The sequence below is a fragment of the Geofilum rhodophaeum genome (assembly GCF_002210225.1).
Taxonomy (GTDB): Bacteria; Bacteroidota; Bacteroidia; order Bacteroidales; family Marinilabiliaceae; genus Geofilum; species Geofilum rhodophaeum.
Window position 1 is genome coordinate 151802 of sequence record NZ_MWUJ01000003.1, and the last position, 22335, is coordinate 174136.

Below are 22335 nucleotides of genomic sequence, written 5' to 3' on the forward strand. Positions count from 1 at the left end.
AAGACTATTCAAGATTCACGCTCAAACCTAGACCGCGCATCTCGTGCAACAATACATTGAGCGATTCAGGAATACCAGGCTGGGGCAGCGGATCGCCTTTTACAATCGCTTCATAAGCCTTGGCTCTACCTAAGACGTCATCAGACTTAACTGTAAGAATCTCCTGAAGGATATTGGCAGCACCAAAGGCTTCCAGAGCCCAAACTTCCATCTCACCAAAACGCTGTCCACCAAACTGAGCTTTACCACCCAGGGGTTGCTGCGTAATGAGCGAGTAGGGACCAATGGAACGGGCGTGCATTTTATCCTCAATCATGTGACCCAGTTTCAACATATAGATGACCCCTACCGTAGCAGGCTGATGGAAACGATCACCGGTTCCACCATCGTAGAGGTAGGACTTACCTACACGAGGAATCCCGGCATCATCGGTATACTTATTCAGATCATCCTCACTGGCACCATCAAAAATGGGGGTGGCAAATTTAACACCCAACACCTGCCCGGCCCAGCCCAAAACGGTTTCGTAGATCTGACCAAGGTTCATACGTGAAGGTACACCCAAGGGGTTCAGCACGATATCTACCGGCGTACCATCTGCCAGGAAAGGCATATCCTCCTGACGAACAATACGGGATACAATACCCTTGTTACCATGTCGACCGGCCATCTTATCCCCAACGGTAATCTTCCGCTTCTTGGCAATGTAAACTTTGGCCAGCTGAACAATTCCTGCAGGAAGCTCATCACCAATGGTGATGTTGTACTTCTGACGCTTCTCTTTGGCCTCCAGCTCCTTGAATTTGATCCGGTAATTATGAATAACCCGGGCAATAAGATCGTTCTTATCCTTATCGGTCGTCCACTTATTGGGATTCACATTCAGATAATCCACATCCTGCAAAACCTTCTGGGTAAATTTGGTTCCCTTGGCAATCACATCTACACCAAGATAATCCTTAACACCCTGACTGGTTTTTCCGTTTATCAACGAGAACAATTTATCTACGAGACGATTGGTCAAATCGGCAGAAGAACGGTTAAACTCCTCATCGATCTTAGCCAACAGCGGTTTCTCCGACGAACGGGCCTTACGGTCCTTCATCACTCTGGAGAACAACTTCTTCTCGATAACCACTCCCGACAACGAAGGGGTCGCTTTAAGCGAGGCGTCCTTAACGTCTCCGGCCTTTTCACCAAAAATGGCACGCAAGAGCTTTTCTTCCGGCGTAGGATCACTTTCTCCTTTAGGCGTAATCTTTCCGATCAGAATGTCGCCGGGCTTCACATGGGCCCCAATTCGAATCAATCCATTCTCATCCAGATCTTTAGTAGCCTCTTCGCTCACGTTGGGAATATCGGCGGTAAGCTCCTCCAAACCACGCTTGGTATCGCGAACTTCCAAAGAATACTCATCGATATGCACCGAGGTAAATACATCTTCCCGAACAAGACGCTCATTCAAAACAATGGCATCCTCAAAATTATACCCCTTCCAAGGCATAAAGGCCACACGCAAGTTGCGTCCCAAAGCCAATTCTCCCTTATCGGTAGCATACCCTTCGGTAAGAATCATACCTGGAGAAACCCTTTGCCCCTTACTTACGAGCGGCTTAAGGTTAATACTGGTATTTTGGTTGGTTTTTAAGAACTTAGTCAGTTTATAGCGCTGCGTTTCTGCCTCAAAGCTTACAAAACGCTCTTCCTCGGTCAAATCGTAGCGAATTACGATTTCTTCCGCATCCACATACTCCACTACCCCGTCGCCTTCAGCTACAATCTGAGTACGGGAATCGCGCGTCAATGGACCTTCCAGACCGGTACCAACAATGGGCGACTCGGCGCGCAAAAGCGGTACAGCCTGACGCATCATATTGGATCCCATAAGCGCACGGTTGGCATCGTCGTGCTCCAAAAATGGGATCAGCGAGGCGGCTACAGAGGCAATTTGGTTGGGTGCCACATCCATCAAAGCCACTTCTTCCGGTTCAACAACGGGGAAGTCGCCTTCCAGACGTGCCTTTACCCTGGGATTGATGAAGAATCCTTCATCATCAAGGGGAGCATTGGCCTGAGCAATGGTATGGTCCTCTTCCTCCTCGGCACTCAGATAAGTAACCCCATCGTTGCTGAGGTTCACCTTTTTATCGGTAACCTTGCGATAAGGCGTTTCGATAAAGCCCAGCTGATTGATCTTGGCAAAAACACAAAGCGAAGAAATCAATCCGATGTTGGGTCCTTCAGGCGTTTCAATGGGGCACAAACGACCGTAGTGGGTGTAGTGAACGTCACGCACTTCAAAACCGGCGCGCTCACGCGACAAACCACCAGGACCAAGGGCCGACATACGACGCTTGTGCGTGACCTCTGCCAGGGGATTGGTCTGGTCCATGAACTGCGAAAGCGCATTGGTACCAAAGAAACTATTGATCACTGAAGACAGTGTCTTGCTGTTGATCAAATCAATGGGGGTGAACACTTCGTTGTCGCGTACGTTCATCCGCTCCCGGATGGTACGAGCCATACGGGCCAACCCGACTCCAAACTGATTGCCCAACTGTTCGCCAACTGTACGAACGCGACGATTACTCAAGTGGTCAATATCATCGACATCGGTTTTTGAGTTGACCAACTCAATAAGGTACCCGATGATGGCAATTATATCGTCCCTGGTCAATACTTTCGTGTCCAGGTCGGTATTCATATTCAATTTCTTATTGATCCGGTAACGCCCTACATCACCCAAATCGTAACGCTTATCTGAAAAGAAAAGCTTGTCAATCACATCACGCGCAGTAGCCTCATCCGGCGGCTCCGCGTTACGCAACTGACGATAAATGTGAACCACTGCTTCCTTCTCTGAGTTACAGGGATCCTTTTGCAGGGTATTGTAAATGATCGAGAAATCGTTGGAATTCGTCAGCTCTTTATGCAACAAAATGGTTTTGGCACCAGAATCAACAATCTCATCGATGTGCTCATTCTCCAAAATGGTTTCACGATCAATGATCACCTCATTCCGCTCAATAGAAACCACTTCGCCGGTATCTTCATCCACAAAATCCTCCAGCCACGATTTCAAAACACGAGCAGCCAAACGGCGTCCGACAACCTTCTTAAGGGTAGCCTTGCTGACCTTAATTTCGTCAGCCAAATTAAAGATTTCAAGAATTTCTTTATCTCCTTCGTAACCAATGGCACGCAACAAGGTCGTCACCGGAAGCTTTTTCTTACGGTCGATGTAGGCATACATCACATTGTTGATGTCGGTGGCAAATTCGATCCAGGAACCCTTTAAAGGAATGATTCGCGCGGAGTATAGTTTAGACCCATTGGCATGAATGCTCTGCCCAAAGAAAACACCAGGCGAACGGTGCAGCTGAGAAACAACAACCCTTTCGGCACCATTAATGATGAAGCTGCCCTTATCGGTCATATAGGGAACAGTCCCCAAATAGACATCCTGAACAACGGTGTCAAAGTCCTCGTGCTCGGGATCGGTGCAATACAGCTTAAGTTTGGCCTTCAAAGGCACACTGTAAGACAAGCCGCGTTCTATGCATTCCTCTATGGTATAACGGGGAGGATCAATATTGTAATCCAGGAACTCCAGAACAAAGTTGTTACGGGTGTCGGTTATCGGGAAATTTTCCAGAAAAACCTGATTCAACCCTTCAAATTTCCGCTCTTCAGGTGTGGAGCCCATCTGAAAAAATTCGCGGAAAGATTTTAATTGTACCTCCAAAAAATCAGGATACGGAAGCTGATTCTTAATGGTGGCAAAGTTGATTCTTTCGGCAGTAATTGGAGTCATCTATCAACTGATTAATTGAACTTATAAACGTAGAAGCATAAAAAGGTTTAGGATTCCGCAGAGCGGATTCCTAAACCATTCCCTCAAAAAAGGGGTATCTGATTACTTAAGTTCAACTTCTGCTCCAGCTTCTTCTAATTGAGATTTGAGTGCTTCAGCTTCTTCTTTAGACACTTTCTCCTTGATGGGAGCGGGAGCTTTGTCAACCAGCTCTTTGGCTTCTTTAAGACCAACACCGGTCATTTCTTTTACAAGCTTAACAATAGCCAGTTTAGAACCACCTGCAGATTTCAGGATAACGTCAAATTCAGTCTGAGCAGCAGCCTCTTCACCAGCAGCAGCAGCGGGACCAGCAACAGCTACAGCAGCAGCTGCGGGCTCAATGCCATACTCATCCTTCAATACGTTAGCAAGTTCAGTTACTTCTTTTACAGTCAAATTAACCAATTCTTCTGCAAGCTTTTTAATATCTGCCATTTTTGTAAGTGTTAATAAATTTCTGTTAGTAATGTTTTAATTTCTCTCTTCCAAGGTTTTGAGGAGTCCGTGAATGGTGCTTCCGCCTGATTGCAGTGCAGAAACAACGTTCTTCATCGGAGACTGGAGCAAAGCAATAACATCGCCCAGCAATTCCTCTTTAGATTTGATGGCGGTAAGGGCTTCCAACTGGTTATCGCCCAGGTAAACCGACTCTTCCACAAAAGCACCCTTCAAAGCAGGGATTGCAGCTTTTTTACGGAAGTCCTTAATCAGTTTGGCCGGAACATTACCGGTGTTGCTGAACAACACGGCAGAAGTACCCTTGAGAGCGACATCAATGCCCTCAATATTTTTCTCACTCTGCTCTATAGCCTTAAGAAAAAGGGTGTTTTTAACCACCATCATTTTCACATCCTTCTGAAAGCAGAGACGACGCAGTTCACTGGTAGCACCTGCATTCAAGCCTGAGGTATCCGCCACATAAAAGTGGGCATACTCGGCAATTTTTGAACTCAGGTCTTCTATTAAATTCGCTTTATCTGTCTTTTTCATGGTTCCAAATTTCGCTTTAAATTAAACATTAAACCTCAAGAGACTTGGGTTCAATTCGAATTCCGGGACTCATGGTACTCGACAAAAAGATGCTCTTAACGTAAGTTCCCTTTGCAGAAGACGGCTTCAGTTTGTGAACAGTTCCTACAAATTCTTTAACGTTTTCGACAAGTTTTGCGGGGTCAAAGGACACCTTACCTACGGTAGTATGGATAATGCCATAACGATCTACTTTAAAGTCGATTTTACCGGCTTTAACTTCACTTACAGCCTTACCAATTTCCATAGTTACGGTCCCACTTTTAGGGTTCGGCATCAAGCCACGTGGACCCAATACTCTACCCAAAGCTCCCACTTTACCCATTACGCTGGGCATGGTAATGATCACGTCCACATCGGTCCAACCTTCTTTGATTTTTGCGATGTAGTCGTCCAAACCAACGTAATCGGCACCGGCGCTTTTGGCCTCCTCTTCCTTATCGGGGGTACAGAGCACCAATACTCGGGTCTCTTTACCAGTTCCGTTGGGAAGTGTTACCACGCCACGTACCATTTGATTAGCTTTACGGGGATCAACACCCAGACGAATGTCGATATCCACCGACGCGTCAAATTTTGTAGAGGTAATTTCCTTTACCAAACTTGCCGCTTCCTCGATGGTATACGCCTTCTCGGTATCGATCTTTGCTAAAGCTAACTTCTTATTCTTTGTTAGTTTTGTCATTTTTGCAAACAAGTTTTAATTGTTACCCGGAAATTCACCATCTACGGTAATTCCCATACTTCTGGCGGTACCGGCAATCATCCTCATTGCAGAATCCACAGTAAAACAATTCAAGTCTGCCATTTTGTCCTCAGCGATGGTTTTCACCTGATCCCAGCTTACCGAGCCCACCTTCTTACGGTTGGGTTCAGCAGAACCGGATTTCACTTTGGTTGCCTCCAAAAGCTGAACGGCTGCCGGAGGTGTTTTGATTACAAATTCAAAGGACTTGTCCTTATAAACAGTAATCACCACAGGCAACACTTTCCCAGCCTTCTCTTGCGTTCTGGCATTGAATTGCTTACAGAATTCCATAATGTTCACCCCTTTGGCACCCAATGCAGGGCCCACCGGGGGTGATGGATTTGCTGCGCCACCTTTGATCTGAAGCTTAATAAAAGTTTCTACTTCTTTAGCCATTGTAGCAATTCGTGTTGGTTATTAAAATTCAGATTCAGGAGATAATCGTTTCATTCGTAGAGATAAACCAAAGGTCTATCCTGGAAGCCCCGCTACTAAACGAACAACTATTCCTTTTCAACCTGTAAAAAACTTAATTCAAGAGGTGTCTTACGGCCAAAAATCTTGACCATAACTTTCAATTTCTTCTTCTCTTCATTCACTTCTTCAATGACCCCTGTGAAACCGTTAAACGGACCGTCGGTCACTTTTACTGTTTCGTTAACATAGAAGGGAACATTGATTTCTTCAGCATTCTCTGAAAGTTCATCGACCTTACCCAGGATGCGATTAACCTCTGATATACGTAAAGGAGTAGGCAGGTCTTCCCGGTCGGTCAAAAAACCAATTACATTGGGAATGCCTTTGAGTACGTGGGGAACCTCACCGACAAGGGCGGCCTCAATCAGTACATATCCGGGAAAGTAGTTTCTTTCCTTACTGATCTTTTTCCCATTACGAATTTGATAAACCTTTTCGGTAGGTATCAAAACCTGGGAAACATAGTCCTGTAATTTAAGGCCGGCTATTTCGCTCTCGATGTATTCTTTAACTTTCTTTTCCTTACCACCGATGGCACGAAGCACATACCATTTTTTGTCGATTTCACTCATTACAATAGGGTTCTCCCAGTGTTAATACAATTTCTTATAGAACCAGTTCAGCAAGGTATCAAAAGAAACGTCCATGCCATAAACCATCAAAGCAATAATGACCGAAGCCACCATCACCACAATGGCACTGTTCTGCAATTCGGCCCAGGTAGGCCAGGAGGTTTTATTAACCAATTCGTTGTGGACCTCTTCGAAATATGCTATTATTTTTTTCATCCTATCAAGAATTCGATTCTATATTGCACGGGAGGAGAGACTCGAACTCCCGACACCTGGTTTTGGAGACCAGTGCTCTACCAACTGAGCTACACCCGTAGAAAAGTTGAGAATGGCAAGCCATTCTCAACTTGTATGTCAATAATCCTTAGGATTACTCTACAATTTCAGTAACCTGACCGGCACCTACTGTACGACCACCTTCACGGATAGCGAAACGCAAACCTACGTTTACAGCTACGGGGTAAATCAAATCAACAGTAATGGTTACGTTATCACCAGGCATTACCATTTCAGTTCCTTCGGGCAAGGTAATCTCACCGGTAACATCCAGGGTACGGATGTAGAACTGAGGACGGTACTTGTTGTGAAAAGGAGTGTGACGACCACCTTCTTCTTTCTTCAACACATAGATTTCAGCCTTAATTTTGGTGTGCGGAGTGATGGATCCGGGCTTAGCCAAAACCATACCACGCTTGATCTCATTCTTGTCGATACCACGCATCAACAAACCTACGTTGTCACCAGCCTGGCCTTCATCCAAAATCTTGCGGAACATCTCAACACCGGTACAAACGGTTTTCTTACCTTCTGCACCCAAACCGATGATCTGCATTTCTTCACCGGTTTTGATGATACCGGTTTCGATACGGCCGGTAGCAACAGTACCACGACCAGTAATTGAGAATACGTCCTCAACAGGCATCAGGAAGGGCTTCTCAACATCACGGGGAGGCAGCGGAATCCACTCATCACAAGCGGTCATCAGTTCCATTACCTTCTCTTCCCACTGAGCTTCGCCATTCAAAGCACCCAAAGCAGAACCTTTGATAACAGGGGTATTGTCGCCGTCGAAGTCGTAGAAGCTCAACAAGTCGCGAACTTCCATTTCAACCAGCTCCAACAATTCCTCATCATCAACCATATCCACTTTGTTCAGGAATACAACGATACGGGGAACGTTTACCTGACGAGCCAAAAGGATGTGCTCACGAGTCTGAGGCATAGGACCGTCAGTAGCAGCACAAACCAGGATAGCGCCATCCATCTGGGCAGCACCAGTAACCATGTTCTTCACGTAGTCGGCGTGACCAGGACAGTCAACGTGCGCATAGTGACGATTGGCGGTTTGATACTCAACGTGTGAGGTGTTGATGGTAATACCACGCTCTTTTTCTTCAGGAGCGTTGTCAATAGAATCGAAACTCTTAACTTCGGACAAACCAGCCTTCGCCAGTACAGTAGTAATAGCGGCGGTCAAAGTGGTTTTACCGTGGTCTACGTGACCAATGGTACCGATATTAACGTGAGGCTTCGTCCTTTGAAATGTTTCTTTAGCCATAATTCGAAATTATTTAAGACAATTAGAACAATATTGAAACCGTAAAACTTAAACTAACCAGAGCCAATGATGGGAATTGAACCCATGACCTCTTCCTTACCAAGGAAGCGCTCTACCCCTGAGCTACATCGGCTTTTAAAACTGAGCGGGAAACGGGACTCAAACCCGCGACCCTTAGCTTGGAAGGCTAATGCTCTATCAACTGAGCTATTCCCGCGTTTTTTAGCGCCACAAAGTTAATGATTAAAATGTAAAAAATCTTCAAAACAACGATTTAAAACATCTGTTTCAAGAACTTTCGCGACACACACCATCATTCAACCCCACCAAAACACTAACTATCAAACCCTTAGTGGAGGTCGAAACAAAAAAGCAAATCTCTTTCATTTCAATAGGCTGATTATTGTTGATAACCAGCCTATTGTATTGCTTTCTTTCAGCTAAACACTGAAAATGGTGTGCAAATGTATAATAAATTTCAAACAACGCAAAAAATAAGATGCTTTTTTGCCCTATTTGGCCTTGACCTTATCTTTGCGCTTAACCACCTGTTTACGCAGTGCTTCACAAGCCAAATCTACGGCTTCTTCAAAGGTTTTACTTTGTTTTTTGGCGAACAAATTATTGCCCGGCAAATCAAGTGCAATTTCAGCAACCTTATTCTCCAGGGTTTCCGACTTATCCAGGCGTAAAACCACCTCTGCGCCAATAATGCCCTCAAAAAACTGATCAAGCTTCCCTACCTTCTGGTTTACAAAAGCTTCCAAATGATCGGCTGCATCAAAATGCACGCTTTGAATTCTGATGTTCATAATCTCTCCTCCTTTTACTTTAAGCTCTGGGATGAGCTTGTTTATAAATCGCGTTCAACTTTTCAAAAGTATTATGGGTATAAATCTGTGTTGCATTCAGGTTGGCATGTCCCAACAACTCCTTTATGGCATTAAGATCAGCACCGCGATTCAACAAAACAGTGGCAAAGCTGTGACGAAGCACGTGGGGACTTCGCTTTTGCTGGGTGCTCACCTGAGTCAGCGCTGCATGAACAATGCGATAAACCAAACGATGGTAAACCGCTTCTCCTTTGACTGTAAGAAAAAGGGCCGAATCTTCCAGCGCACCAAAGGTCTCCCTTCTGACTTCTACATAAAGCAAGAGCAGTCGCTTCAATTCGGCAGTAAGCGGAATCAGGCGTTCCTTATTGCGCTTCCCCCTAACCTTTACCAGTCCCCGGGACAGATCAAAGTCCCGGACTCTGAGAGCCACCAATTCGGACAAACGCATACCCGTATCGTAAAACAATTCCAAAATGAGTTTGTTGCGCAAGCCTTCGAAATCGGACCCAAAATCGGTCCGGTCCAACAACTGCACCATGGCCTCATCCTTAACAAAAACAGGAAGTCGCTTAGGAATTTTTGGAAGATTAACAAGCGCCGCCGGATTGCTTTCAATTACCCCCTCAATCTGAAGGTGCCTGAAAAACATTTTAAGGGCGGATATTTTACGATGAATCGTACGCGGGCTGCGACCCGCCTCACTCAAGGCCACCACCCAGGACCGAATCAGCCTGGGTTTAACCAGCTGCAAAACGCCTTCCTCTGAACTGCCTAAAAAATCCAGGAACTGTTGCAAATCATTTCGGTACGCAGTAAGGGTATGTGCCGAACTTCGCTTTTCAGACTCCAGATATTGTAAAAAACGCTCCGTTTGCTGCATAAAAAAAATGTCTTACCTCTCTCCTCTTATAAACGAATATACGAAATAAAAGGAGAAAAGTAAGACACTTTTCCTTAAAATTATAAGGGCCCTGTCTATTCTTCTTCGCGCTGCAATTGCTGAATATAAATGGCCTTTTTCTTTTGCTCACGATTCACAATCGAAGGCTTTGTAAAAGCCTGACGCGAGCGAAGTTCTCTCATGGTTCCGGTCTTTTCAAACTTCCTTTTGAATTTCTTCAAAGCCCTTTCAATGTTCTCACCTTCTTTAATGGGTACGATTATCATAGTTTCCTTATTTAAATATTTTCTTTTTGTGCGTGCAAAGTTACAATTAATAGCTTCACCCCCAAAATTTCAGGTTGCAAAGAAAATGAAGATTCTGGATATCAGCAAATTTTTTCTCTTTAATTTTCCTCCCCCAACTGCTTCTGTTGCTCCAGCTCGTCCCAAGTGGGCCCACAGAGCAAATAATGTTGCAACCATTCCCACTTCAGCGAATCAATCAAACCCGCCACAGCGACCTCGCCCAAGTCCTCAATCCTCCCATGCAACTGCCGCTCATCCCAAAGGGCTTTGGCCAGATAGTAATCGATATAGGGATGCTTTCGCAGTTGCTGAACCGAAGCGGTATTAACATTAAGCTGTCTCAAATCCGTACTGTCCACCACCAAAAAAGGCAACATGCTTTGCACCTGCTCCGCACTCAAACCATAAACTTCATACAACTGTTCCAGCGCCACAAAACCACCAAGCAAAGAGCGATAAGCAACAATTCTGCGACTGAAAACCGGGCCAATCCCCCTCAACATCATCCAGGCAGTGGTATCGGCACTGTTGATACCGAGAGGCCTCTTTTCAGTTGGCCAATCACTTACAGACTTCTCTAGGGCCTTAGTCTTCTGTGGTCGCACAAAGTGGGGGGCTGCTGCCCTGGGGCGGGGGACTTCCAGGTCAGCAAAGACAGGCTGTAAAGTATCTCCCAAAAACACGGAATAATCTGTCTTGGGATACCAATGGGGCATGCTGATCCTACAAACAGTCAGGACAAAAAACAGCACAAGCAGAATAAAGACTCCGCGCTGCTCGCGACGCGAAAGGGTCAGGATTCGGGGAAACATAAGGTATTTTTCCCGGCAAGTTACAACTTAAAAGCTTAAGTGGCAAAAGGCTAGAACCGGAGCAGGCCCAAACCGTTAAGAAACACCAGGGCAATAGCAATGGGAGCAAGAACACGAATCACTGGCACAAACAGCCGAAAATAAAAGGCCGCCCGGCCATCGGCTTCCAACTCGTCGCGCACCACCTGCTTACCCAGAAACCAACCAACAAAAAGTACGATCAACAAACCACCCAAAGGCAGCAGAATGTTGGAGGAGGTTCTGTCGAAGAAATCAAAAACAGCTCCATTCAAAGCACAGACAACACCCAAGGCCGACATTACACCGGCGGCCAGCCAGGTGGCTGTACTTCGCTTCATTTTCAGTTCTTCTACAAAATAGGCGACCACCACCTCAAGCAAGGAAATGGAAGAGGTGAGGGCCGCAATAACCAACAGCACAAAAAAGAAAATGGCAAAATAATATCCGCCGGCCATCTGATTAAAAATACCAGGTAGCGTAATAAAAACCAACCCAGGCCCTTGTCCCGGCTCAAGTCCAAAGGAAAAAACAGCAGGGAAAATAGCCAGGCCGGCCAGGATGGCAATGAAGGTGTCGGTCAGGGAAACAGATATGGCCGTTTTGCCCAAAGACTCCTTCTTCTTGATGTAAGAGCCGTAGGTAGCCATCACACCCATACCAAGACTAAGGGAAAAGAAAGCCTGGCCCAAAGCTTCCAAAATGGTGTTGGTGTCGACCTTAGAAAAGTCGGGTCTAAACAAGAAATCCACTCCTGCCATGGCGCCATCAAGACTCAGAGACCGGAATATTAATCCCAAAAGGATCACCAACAACAGAGGCATCAAAATCTTGGTATAGCGCTCTATACCCTTTTGCACACCACTGCGAACAATAAAGGCAGACAGAGCCATAAACAGCAACATAAACACGACCGGGCGCCACGAGGCAGTGGTCAGCTCATCAAATATAGCCTTGATGCCTTCGGGACTTTCGCCGGCAAACTGATTACCGATAGCATAGAAGGTGTACTCCAGGGTCCAGCCAGCTACCACCGCATAAAAAGACAAAATCATAAAGGCGGCCCCTACACCCATCATCCCCACAAGGGGCCAATAGGAACCGGGTGCCAGCTTACGAAAAGCACCAAAAATATTTAATTGTGCCTTACGACCAATCAGCAATTCGGAAAGCATTACCGGCACCCCGATGGCCAAAATAAAAAGCAGGTACAACAACAGAAAAGCTCCTCCACCATTCTCCCCGGCTACATAGGGGAAACGCCAAATATTGCCCAAACCGATGGCTGAACCAGCGGCAGCTGCTATAACTCCAAATTTGTTGGTAAAACTATCGCGTCCTCCTTCTTGCTTTGACATGGCTCCTTTGGCTGTTTAATAATAAGTCTTACTCTCTGCTTCCAAAAATAAACAAATCACTTATTATTTCAAATCAAAACAAGATTCTCGCTGATAAAACAATGCTTCAAACTCCAAAAATGTTTAAAAAACAAAGCAAACGTTAAAACTGAACAGAAAAGCAGGACAAAACTTCAGCTTCAGGCAGAAAAATTGTATAAGTTAGTTGCTTTACCTATTTTTGTAGCTACTAAAAACCAACATTTAAACAATAAAAAAATGGCTGTAAATTACAAAGAGCTGGGCCTGGTTAACAGCAAAGAACTGTTTGCCAAGGCTGTTGCCGGTGGCTATGCCATCCCGGCCTATAATTTCAACAACCTGGAGCAGCTTCAGGCGATTCTTCAAGCTTGCGTAGAAACCAAATCACCGGTTATTCTGCAGGTATCTTCAGGTGCCCGTAAGTACGCCAATGCTACCCTTTTGAGAAATATGGCCAAAGGTGCCACCGAATACGTTAAAGAGTTAGGTTACGAAGTGCCCATCGTTCTGCACCTCGACCATGGCGACACCTTCGAAATTTGTAAGGAGTGTATCGACAATGGTTTTTCTTCCGTAATGATTGATGGTTCGCACCATCCTTACGAAAAAAACATTGAACTGACCAAAAAAGTGGTAGAGTATGCCCACCAGCACGGTGTAACCGTAGAGGGAGAACTGGGTGTTTTGGCAGGTGTTGAAGACGACGTAGTAGCCGAGCATTCGACCTACACCCGCCCTGAAGAAGTAGAGGATTTCGTGAAGCGTACCGGCGTGGACTCCCTGGCTATTTCAATTGGCACTTCGCACGGGGCCCACAAGTTTACCCCCGCTCAGTGCACTAAAAATGCCGATGGCGTACTGGTTCCTCCCCCATTGAAATTCGAGATTTTGGAAGAAATCGAAAAGCGTATTCCCGGCTTCCCCATTGTTTTGCACGGTTCTTCTTCTGTGCCTGTTGAGCACGTTGACACCATCAACAAATTTGGCGGAAAACTGGATGCCGCTGTAGGTATTCCCGAAGAGCAACTGCGCAAGGCTGCCAAGTCTGCCGTTTGTAAAATCAACATCGATTCTGACGGCCGTCTGGCAATGACAGCAGCCATTCGCAAGGTAATGGCTGAAAACCCGGGTGAGTTTGACCCCCGTAAATACCTCGGACCTGCACGTGATACACTGAAGGCCCTTTATATTCACAAGAACAAAAACGTTTTGGGTTCGGCCGACAAAGCTTAACCAATAAACAGGATTACAAAAAGAAAGGCAGCCTCACCGCTGCCTTTCTTTTTTTCCTCATTTCCCCCCTCAGACTAAAAGGGATAACCAATGGCGAAGTTAAACGCGACATCCTCCCAGGTATAAGGCCGGGTAAATGGAATCCACCTTTCAGCAACCGGTACAGAGGGATCATTCAGCTTTAAACCGGCATCAATCCGAAAAATAAAATAATTAAAATCAAAACGGGTTCCAAAGCCTGTTCCAAGAGCAACTTGTTTGTAAAACTGGTCCCATTGAAACAAACCTCCGGGGGGACTGGAACTTTCTCTAATGGCCCAAATGTTTCCGGCATCCAAAAACAGGGCGCCCTCCAACAACCAAAACAAGGGAAAACGATATTCTACATTCATCTCCAGTTTAATATCGGCCGTTTGATTGTAAAAAACGGCTTCCGCATCCCTAAATGTTCCGGGTCCAACAGCCCTTACAGGCCAGGCGCGCAAAGAATTTGCCCCACCCGAAAAATAGCGCTTCTCAAAGGGCAGGACATTTAGATTGCCATAAGGCAAACCAACCCCGGCAAAAAAACGATAAGTAACGGAGGTAAAACGGCTCAGTGACTGATGGTAACGTAGGTCCACATCCGACTTAAAATACTGGGCATAACGAATCCCAAGAATGGTGTGGTAAGTACCCTCGTCTTTCCACAGAGACGACAGGCCGTTGAGCATATTTCCGGCAGCTTCAGCCGAAAACCGGAAATACCAGAAGTCTCTGGTTTGCCGGCCCATTTGCTGCTGGTTATAGGTATAAGTATAATTCGTATTGGCAATGAGGTGATCTTCATAGGTGTAACGCAAGAAGGGATTCCGCTCAATGTACTCCCAAAAGGCTGAGGATACTGTGGGAATGTTCACCAGGTTAAAATCGATGGGATACAGACTGTGGGTGCTGGTGCGTGACGACCGCCAGGAATAACCCAGACGCGCATTAGCAATGGTACGGGTATAATCGGGCCTACGTTGGTAATTATAAGCCAGGGCAATGGTTGTACGGGGATTGTAACGTTGCCTAAAACTTTCGATACGCACCGGCATAAGAAACTGAGGAAAAACCACCGAAGCATCGGCGCCCAGCTCCAGGGTATTAAAACGTTCCCGGTCGGCACTCCTGCTGACAAACTGATTCTCCCTTGCCAAACGGGTGCTGAGGGTAAACAACTCGGCACCTTTAAAAATATTCTTGTGCTGATACTTAAAATTGCCTGCAGCACCCAGGTTCCCCGATGAGTTGGTACCTTCAATCTCCACCGAATAGGATTGATATCTGCCTGGAACAACCTGAATATAACAATCAATAAGGTGACGCCCTTCCGCATCACGAAGACCTTCAACTTCTTTAAAACGAATGTTGATGTATTTAAAAATTCTTAGGCCACTCAAAAGAGACTGGGTACGATCGACTAAGGTCGACTGGTAAAGTGCGCCGGGCTCAATGTAATTGCTGTTGAGCAGCACTTCTGGTTTAAAATCCAATTTGCCTTCATGCACAATTTGAATGCCTTCCATGAACACGGTATCCATCTGAAGGGCAAGATCCCCAATGGAAGCCGACAATTCGCGTGTATCCGAATTCACCTGAAAGACGACCTCGCGCACCGCATAGGTGGCGTGGAGTCCTTCTGCGGTTCTGCCATTAGCGTTCTCGGGTGGACGCATAATCACCAGGGTGTCGTTGACCCTGTGTGCACCCAGGGAGCTGTCGGCCAAAAAATAGATGTATTCCTTCGAAAAATTATAGTATCCTTCGTTGCGCAACAATTCGGTAATGCGCTCCCTTTCCCTGTCGTGCATCTCTGAGGTGAAGCCCCTCCCCCTGCGCATAACGGAATTCACTGTATCGTTGAATACGACAGCTCTCAGACCAGGATCATCAATTCGATAGAAAACATCGTTAAGTCGATAGCGGGGACCCGCCTCAACGGTATAGCGCACCCGGGCTTTTCTTTCGGAGGGATAGCGGATACTGTCGCTTACCTGATTCAGATAATAACCTCTGTTACGCAAATAAAGCCCCATCTGCTCTACCGAACGGTCCACCAGAGTGGAGTCAAAAACCACAGGAGCTTCCCCCATGCTGCGCAGCCAACGGTTAAAGCCCTTGCTTTCATCCTTACCCGAAAGATTATAGATACCCAGGTGTAAACGCCAAAAACCAAGAATGCGCAAGTTCTCCTGCTGACGCAGATAGGAGCGCAGCTCATCACGCGGAACATCCCTTGCATCACTTTTTATCGCCACACGAGACAACAGCTTTTCTCCTTCGGGAACATACTTTGTACTGCGACATCCCGTCGACAACAGAACCGCCATAAGAAACAGTCCCCCCAATAATGGTGAAGCAAGGTACCTCCTGATCATTTATGCTATGATATTGTTACATTTGCAGCAAAGGTAAAAAAAAGCAGCATGTTAAGTAAGAATCAGAAAAAACTGATTGCCTCCATGGCGCAAAAAAAGCAACGCGATAGCCATGGCCTGTTTTTGGCTGAAGGGCCTAAAATTATAAATGAGCTCCTGGATGCCGGCTTTACCCCCCACCTTTTGGCCGGAACGTCAGAATGGAAGGCCCCTGGCCGTCAGAATTATGAAACCCTTGTACTTAGTCCTGCAGAACTGTCTTCTGCCTCTCTGCTTAAAACTCCCCAACAAGTACTGGCGCTTTTTCGTCAACCCACCCACACGCTCAATAATGATGCCATAAAAGAAGATCTCACTCTGGTACTGGATGGCATACAGGATCCTGGGAATTTGGGCACCATCATCAGGATGGCAGATTGGTTCGGCATTAAAAAACTGATATGCAGCAAGGACACCGTGGATGCCTTCAACCCCAAGGTGGTGCAAGCCACCATGGGTGCCCTGGCAAGAGTTCAACTGTTTTACACGGATCTTGACAGCTTTCTTCCGGCCTGTAAAAAAGACCACCACCTGCCTGTTTACGGCGCATTTTTAGAGGGGGACAACATCTACACGTCCTCCCTCAAAACCCCTGCGCTATTGGTCATGGGCAACGAAGGCAGAGGTATTCGTCCCACCACATCCCAACACCTTACCCAACGGCTAACCATTCCTTCCTTTCCCCCACAAAGCAGTGGATCAGAATCATTGAATGTAGGCGTGGCTACGGCCATTATCTGTGCAGAATTCCGACGTCAGCAAGGGTTCAGCTGAGTTAAACACAAGACTACTTTCCCAGCGACCTGGCGACCATCTCTGCACAACGCGTGCCATCCAGCGCCGAGGAGGCTATTCCTCCGGCATATCCTGCTCCTTCTCCGCAAGGATAAAGACCTCTCAGCTGCACATGCTCCAGAAGCTGCGGATCACGAGGGATCCGAACCGGAGAAGAGGTGCGCGATTCGGTTCCCAACACAAGGGCTTCCTCGGTCAGGAAACCCTTGGCCCATTGACCGAATTTCTTGAAGCCTTCGCGCAGACGAAAAGAAATGGCTTCTGGCAAAAGAAAATGAAGGGGAACCGACACGGCTCCGGGAATGTAGGAGGTCGGGGGCAAATCGGCGGAGAGTCGACCAGCAACAAAATCGGTCAACACCTGACCGGGAGCAATTACATTGTGCCCCCCATTGAGATAACACAGCTTTTCTACTTCACGCTGATAGGCCAGACCAGCCAAAACCCCATGTGCCGCATAAGCATCGAGGTCGCCAGGGCGAACTTCCACCACCATTCCACTGTTGGCAAAGGGAGAAGAACGGGTAGAAGCAGACATCCCGTTAACCACCATTTCGTTGGGACCGGTCATTGCAGGAACGATGGTTCCCCCCGGACACATACAAAAAGAGTACACACCCCTTTCCTTAACCTGGCAGGAAAAACTGTACGAAGCTGCAGGCAGGTGCTCGCCCCTGCCTTCGGGCGTGTGGTATTGAATCTGATCAATCAACTCCTGGGGATGCTCCACTCTTACGCCCATGGCCCAGGTTTTGGCTTCCAGCTTTATCCCCTTTTGATGTAACAATTCATAGATATCCCGGGCCGAATGGCCTGTAGCCAGGATAACAGCTCCGCCGCGTACTTCATCGCCGCCGGCTGTCCGCACCCCCAGTACCCTGTCGCCTTCCACGATAAAGTCGCTCACCCGGGTTTCAAAATGCACTTCGCCCCCGGCGGCCAAAATCTGTTCGCGGATATTTTTCATGATACGGGGCAGCAGATTGGTGCCAATGTGGGGATGAGCATCAACTAAAATTTCGTCGGAGGCCCCATGAAAATGAAGTATTTCCAAAAAGCGTTGAAAATCGCCCCGCTTGGTACTTCGGGTATACAGCTTACCATCGGAGAAGGTGCCGGCACCACCCTCTCCAAAGGCATAATTGGATTCGGGATTAACCGCTTGGTTGCGATTCAAAAGCGCCACATCCCGCTTGCGTGCACCGATGTCCTTGCCCCGCTCCAGCACAACGGGCTTTAGTCCCAGCTCGATAAGACGAAGGGCTGCGAAATAGCCACCCGGACCGGCGCCCACCACAACGACTTCGGACTGATGGGAAACATCGGGATACTCAAACACAGGAACCACACGATCGGGCTTCTCTTCATCGACCCAAACCTGTACGTGCAACTGCATGTGAACCGGATGTTTACGTGCATCGATGGAACGACGACGAATGTGCCAGCCCTTAATGCGGGGCCCAGAAACATCGAGATTTTCAGCCAGAACGCCCTTAATCAGCGCCTCGTTGCCGGCTTCGGCCGGCAACAAACGCAGCACTACTTCTTGAATCATCAGCAAACAGAAAATTACTCAAAATAAAAATTGAGTACAAATATACGGGAAGTCAGGCGATCCAACACATCGGAGTAGTAAATATCCTCGGGCTCACCCGTTCCTGCAGGATCCAAAACATTCATCAGGCCCACCGAAAGCTTTAACTCCGTAGAAAAACGAAAATAGCTCATGTAAGAATCAAAGCCGGCACCCACCTCCCAATAAACATCGAAGGGACGCACCAACAACCCGTCCTTTTTACTCTTGGCCAAATCGAAACGGGGATTGATTCCTGCCGTAAAAAATGGTTTGGCGTTGTGCATACGGGCCCCGTTTAGTTTCAAGACCAGAGGAACTTCTATAAAGGTGGATTTGATTTCCAAAGGATGTGGATCTTCTTCCCCATTCTCCGCAACAAACATCAAATCGCGCTGGCCAAAGCTGATGCCGGGAAGGACCCGAAAACTGAAATATTGATTCAGCCTGAAATTGGTGACCATCCCAATATTGATGCCCGGATTGAGTCGTACCACATCGGCGTAGCGCACGCCCCCGGGACCTTGCTGGTCCGGGGCCTTGGAAACCACCCGATAGTCCATGGTATTAAACCCAATGAGGAATCCAAAATTAAGCGCCTTATCGTCAAAATTGGGCAAATTGGGAACCTTGCCGTTAGACGGCTGCGCAACCGCCGTTCCCAGGACTCCTGCAAAAAAAAGAAAAGCAAAAATATACTTCATGAAATGCACCCTGATTTGATGTTGCTGAGCAGGCCTTTGCGCCTGCTTCATAAACGTCGCCAATACCAATTTATTGCAGGGGACGATGGGCAACATAGATGGTGGCAATCCCCAGGGTCTGCCGGCGACTCTTTTCTACTTCAAAACCGGCTTGCACCAAGGCCTCCTCAAAGGCCTTTCCTTCAGGAAAATGCAACACGGAAGCAGGCAAATAATCGTAAGCTTCCTTATCCTTTGAAATTAAACCTCCCCACCAAGGCAAAACGTGTGCAAAATAACAGCCGTACAACTGCTTAAAAGGAAAAATGTGCGGACGCGAAAACTCTAAAACCACCAGCGAGCCTCCGGGCTTGAGTACACGATTCATTTCACAAAGTCCCTGATGCAAATCTCCGAAATTACGCACCCCAAAGGCCACCGTTACCGCATCAAAAAAACGATCGGTAAAGGGCAGTGCTTCTGAATCGGCTTCTTTGAGTACAATGGTATGTTGCAAACCCCGTTTCGAGACTTTCTGCGCCGCACGTGCCAACATGCCTGCAGAAATATCGGCACCGTACACCGCTGTAGGCTTAGGATGGATGCCGGCCAGGGCAATGGCCAGGTCGCCGGTTCCGGTAGCTACATCCAGCACAACAGGCGCCTTTTTTCGCGCAACAATGCGCACCACCCGCCTTCGCCAAAGCTTATCGATACCCATCGAGAGCAAATGATTCAGAAAGTCGTACTTAGGCGCAATGCGGTTGAACATAGCCGTAACCTGTTCCTTCTTCGAACCTTCGGCCTGTGCATAGGGTTTCACACTCATCATTATTTGTCAGATATTACAAAATAGGGCGACAAAGATACCAAAAAAGCACGGCAATCAGCCTTCTATTTTCCCTTCCAACCAGATTTTCAGACTGTCTTCAAATCTTTTCTTTTCCTCGTCCATAAATCCATAAGATTCATCATCAATGCGCAACTCCCCTTTGGTAACATGCCCCAGAATCGAAAAAGGAAATTCCTGCTCCACCATAAAGTCGACAAAAAGATCCTGCTTCTCGGGGGCAACAGAAACAATTACCCGACTTTGTGCTTCCCCAAACAAAAAGGCATCCTTACGAATTTCGGCGTCGGATGTAATGTCAAAACCAAAGCCCAGAGGTAGGGCGCTCTCCAATAAGCTAAAATACAAACCCCCATTAGAAACATCGTGCACCGAACGGACCAGGTTCTGATCGATCAAACCGGAAATAACCTGATGCAACTCCTTCTCTTCTTCAGGATTGTAACAAGGGGCTACTGAATGCTCCACGTTATGAATCAAACGCAAATACTCAGAGCCATTTACATCGTCGCGTGATCTGCCCACGAGAAAAATCATATCGCCCTTTTGACGAAAGGCCAGCGTGGTGTGCCGATCGGCGTGTTTGAGCAATCCCACCATGCCAATAAGTGGAGAAGGCGTTACCGGAATCAATTGTCCTTCCACCGACCTTTGGTTGTAGAAACTCACATTTCCACTGATCACAGGAAGATTAAAATGTTTACAAGCCGCGGCTATTCCACGTACTGAAGCCACAAAATGGCCATAGGCTTCCGGGTCTCTGGGATTCCCAAAATTAAGGCAGTCGGAGACAGCAAGTGGCTGACCACCAGCGCAAATAATATTGCGCACTGCTTCTGCAACGGCAATTTCGGCCCCCTTTTGAACATCCCCATTCATATAACCCGGATTGCCATCCATTGTAGCAACGAGTGCCTTCCCTTCTGTCCCCACAGGTATAATGGCAGCATCTGAGGGATAACGACTGCTGGGATTATCGGACTTCAGCGACTTGGTAAAACGGCTGCCCAACCATTTTTTGGAGGCCAGATTGGGCGAGGACATCATACGCCGAACCGCAGCCGGATAGTGATCGGGTTCCGGAAAATCTTCAACCTTAACGGCAACACCCCGCTTGGGATCAATCTGAAAATCCGGCTCGTACACCGGTGCTTTACCTCCCAGACCCAGGTAGGCAACCGGCAGACGGGCAAGCTCTTCCTCCCCATCTCGGATACACAGCAGACCCGAATCGGTCACCCTACCCAAAACCCCAAACTCAAGGCCGGCTTTTTGGGTTAAACTCTTGACCTTTTCGAGTTGGGAGGGCGCAAAACAAAGCAGCAGACGCCCCCAGGTTTCAGCCACCAAAATATCGCGGGACGATAAGCCCGCATCCCTCAAAGGAACTTCTTCGGTACTTACTTCCAGGCCCGACTGCCCCCTGGCAGCCATGTCGGCCATGGCGCCTACCAATCCCTGCGCACCAACAGGCTGAACGCCCACCAACAATTGTTGCTTGTTGAGTTTTTGCAGCAACTTCATCAGGCCTTTTTCAACTTCCATATTGCGTAAGCCATCAGCCTCTGCTCCCTTTGTCCCGTGATTGCTGATGACATCGGCAGCAAAAGCATCGCCATCGATGCCCTCACTTCCGGTGGCTGCGCCAACAACAGCTATTAAATTGCCTTCCCCCCGTGCAACAGCATGCAGTAGCTCTTCCCGTGAGGCCACCCCCACAACCATATTGTTGACTACGGGGCTGGAGTTGAAACCTTCAGCAAAAAAGGTGTCGCCTCCCGCTAATGGAAGACCAAAACCCTTTTCAAAGTCGGCCAGCCCCTCTATGACTTCTTCAAACAACCAACGCGCAGTATCCCGTCGCGCATCGCCAAAACGCAGTGCATCCAAAAAAGCCAGGGGCTTTGCGCCCATAGCAAAAACATCCCGGCCCACCACACGCAAACCCGTGGCGGCCCCCAAACGCGGCTGAACGGCACAAGGGTGATTGTGCGATTCGACCTTGAACACACAAAGCTCGCCATCCCCAATATCCACAGCCCCGGAGACTTCGGTCCCGGCCTCCACCACCACATGCTGACCACTGCGCGGCAGCTCCTGCAAGTGTTTTAAAGAGTGCTTATAACTGGCATGCTCCGACCAAAGGATAGAAAATAGCTCCAGCTCAAGCAAATTTGGGCTTCGACCCAGAATTTTTTGTATGTGATCAAACTCCCCGGATCCGACGCCAAAAGTCTCGGCATCCTGCAGGGTGGCTGTTCTTGTTGTCATGGTTGTTGGTTTATGA

The 22335-nt window shown here is 47.5% G+C and carries 20 protein-coding genes and 3 tRNA genes; 2 read left to right on the forward strand and 21 right to left on the reverse strand.

All coding sequences use genetic code 11. From position 1 onward, the window contains the following. Positions 1-4: 4 nt before the first annotated feature. The 16 genes from rpoB to B4W65_RS04590 all read right to left on the reverse strand — a co-directional run bounded on the left by rpoB (position 5) and on the right by B4W65_RS04590 (position 12452). Positions 5-3814 (reverse strand): DNA-directed RNA polymerase subunit beta, encoded by a 3810-nt coding sequence (gene rpoB / locus B4W65_RS04515; RefSeq protein WP_088653928.1) that lies wholly within the window; start codon positions 3812-3814, stop codon positions 5-7. A gap of 102 nt (positions 3815-3916) precedes the next feature. Beyond that, the gene (rplL, locus tag B4W65_RS04520) at positions 3917-4291 is read right to left on the reverse strand and encodes a 50S ribosomal protein L7/L12 (protein ID WP_088653929.1); all 375 of its coding nucleotides are present in this window, start codon (positions 4289-4291) and stop codon (positions 3917-3919) included. A gap of 36 nt (positions 4292-4327) precedes the next feature. Then, positions 4328-4846 carry a 50S ribosomal protein L10 gene (gene rplJ / locus B4W65_RS04525; RefSeq protein WP_088653930.1) on the reverse strand — a complete coding sequence of 173 codons (519 nt, stop codon included), beginning with the start codon at positions 4844-4846 and terminating at the stop codon, positions 4328-4330. 28 nt (positions 4847-4874) lie between these two features. Continuing rightward, positions 4875-5570, reverse strand: coding sequence for a 50S ribosomal protein L1 (rplA, locus tag B4W65_RS04530; RefSeq protein WP_088653931.1), 696 nt, complete (start codon positions 5568-5570; stop codon positions 4875-4877). 15 nt (positions 5571-5585) lie between these two features. Continuing rightward, a complete protein-coding gene (gene rplK, locus B4W65_RS04535) occupies positions 5586-6029 on the reverse strand; it encodes a 50S ribosomal protein L11 (protein WP_088653932.1) in 444 nt (147 codons plus the stop codon). 107 nt (positions 6030-6136) lie between these two features. Then, a complete protein-coding gene (nusG, locus tag B4W65_RS04540; RefSeq protein WP_088653933.1) occupies positions 6137-6682 on the reverse strand; it encodes a transcription termination/antitermination protein NusG in 546 nt (181 codons plus the stop codon). A 21-nt stretch (positions 6683-6703) separates the two neighbouring features. Beyond that, positions 6704-6898 (reverse strand): preprotein translocase subunit SecE, encoded by a 195-nt coding sequence (gene secE, locus B4W65_RS04545; RefSeq protein WP_088653934.1) that lies wholly within the window; start codon positions 6896-6898, stop codon positions 6704-6706. Positions 6899-6924: 26 nt separating this feature from the next. Continuing rightward, a tRNA-Trp gene (locus B4W65_RS04550) sits at positions 6925-6997 on the reverse strand. A gap of 55 nt (positions 6998-7052) precedes the next feature. Further along, positions 7053-8240 carry an elongation factor Tu gene (gene tuf / locus B4W65_RS04555; RefSeq protein ID WP_088653935.1) on the reverse strand — a complete coding sequence of 396 codons (1188 nt, stop codon included), beginning with the start codon at positions 8238-8240 and terminating at the stop codon, positions 7053-7055. Between the two features lie 61 nt (positions 8241-8301). Continuing rightward, positions 8302-8373, reverse strand: a tRNA-Thr gene (locus B4W65_RS04560). An 11-nt stretch (positions 8374-8384) separates the two neighbouring features. Continuing rightward, positions 8385-8457 (reverse strand) — tRNA-Gly (locus tag B4W65_RS04565). A 295-nt stretch (positions 8458-8752) separates the two neighbouring features. Further along, a complete protein-coding gene (gene hpf, locus B4W65_RS04570; RefSeq protein ID WP_088653936.1) occupies positions 8753-9052 on the reverse strand; it encodes a ribosome hibernation-promoting factor, HPF/YfiA family in 300 nt (99 codons plus the stop codon). A 19-nt stretch (positions 9053-9071) separates the two neighbouring features. Further along, positions 9072-9956: a tyrosine-type recombinase/integrase gene (locus tag B4W65_RS04575; protein ID WP_088653937.1), complete on the reverse strand. Its 885-nt coding sequence runs from the start codon at positions 9954-9956 to the stop codon at positions 9072-9074. Between the two features lie 95 nt (positions 9957-10051). Further along, a complete protein-coding gene (gene rpsU, locus B4W65_RS04580; RefSeq protein WP_088653938.1) occupies positions 10052-10243 on the reverse strand; it encodes a 30S ribosomal protein S21 in 192 nt (63 codons plus the stop codon). A gap of 119 nt (positions 10244-10362) precedes the next feature. After that, complete coding sequence (locus B4W65_RS04585; RefSeq protein WP_088653939.1) at positions 10363-11076, reverse strand: ComEA family DNA-binding protein; 714 nt, start codon at positions 11074-11076, stop codon at positions 10363-10365. 50 nt (positions 11077-11126) lie between these two features. After that, a complete protein-coding gene (locus B4W65_RS04590; protein ID WP_088653940.1) occupies positions 11127-12452 on the reverse strand; it encodes a sodium-dependent transporter in 1326 nt (441 codons plus the stop codon). 258 nt (positions 12453-12710) lie between these two features. Between B4W65_RS04590 and B4W65_RS04595 the strand changes: the two genes are divergently transcribed. Then, on the forward strand, positions 12711-13706 hold the full coding sequence (locus B4W65_RS04595; RefSeq protein ID WP_088653941.1) for a class II fructose-bisphosphate aldolase: 996 nt from the start codon (positions 12711-12713) through the stop codon (positions 13704-13706). Positions 13707-13780: 74 nt separating this feature from the next. Here B4W65_RS04595 and tamL read toward each other — a convergent pair whose 3' ends face one another. Further along, the gene (gene tamL / locus B4W65_RS04600; RefSeq protein ID WP_240509479.1) at positions 13781-16108 is read right to left on the reverse strand and encodes a translocation and assembly module lipoprotein TamL; all 2328 of its coding nucleotides are present in this window, start codon (positions 16106-16108) and stop codon (positions 13781-13783) included. A 48-nt stretch (positions 16109-16156) separates the two neighbouring features. Here tamL and B4W65_RS04605 point away from each other — a divergent pair, with 48 nt between their 5' ends. Continuing rightward, positions 16157-16921 carry a TrmH family RNA methyltransferase gene (locus B4W65_RS04605; protein WP_088653942.1) on the forward strand — a complete coding sequence of 255 codons (765 nt, stop codon included), beginning with the start codon at positions 16157-16159 and terminating at the stop codon, positions 16919-16921. A 13-nt stretch (positions 16922-16934) separates the two neighbouring features. On the opposite strand, the gene B4W65_RS04610 is transcribed toward B4W65_RS04605, so the two are convergent. The 4 genes from B4W65_RS04610 to purL form a co-directional block, all read right to left on the reverse strand. Next, a complete protein-coding gene (locus B4W65_RS04610; RefSeq protein WP_088653943.1) occupies positions 16935-18497 on the reverse strand; it encodes an NAD(P)/FAD-dependent oxidoreductase in 1563 nt (520 codons plus the stop codon). 14 nt (positions 18498-18511) lie between these two features. Continuing rightward, a complete protein-coding gene (gene porT / locus B4W65_RS04615; RefSeq protein ID WP_088654065.1) occupies positions 18512-19219 on the reverse strand; it encodes a type IX secretion/gliding motility protein PorT/SprT in 708 nt (235 codons plus the stop codon). A 70-nt stretch (positions 19220-19289) separates the two neighbouring features. Further along, positions 19290-20030 (reverse strand): bifunctional demethylmenaquinone methyltransferase/2-methoxy-6-polyprenyl-1,4-benzoquinol methylase UbiE, encoded by a 741-nt coding sequence (ubiE, locus tag B4W65_RS04620; RefSeq protein ID WP_240509480.1) that lies wholly within the window; start codon positions 20028-20030, stop codon positions 19290-19292. A gap of 54 nt (positions 20031-20084) precedes the next feature. Further along, positions 20085-22319, reverse strand: a complete 2235-nt coding sequence (purL, locus tag B4W65_RS04625) for a phosphoribosylformylglycinamidine synthase subunit PurL (protein ID WP_088653945.1) — start codon at positions 22317-22319, stop codon at positions 20085-20087. Between the last annotated feature and the right edge of the window lie 16 nt (positions 22320-22335).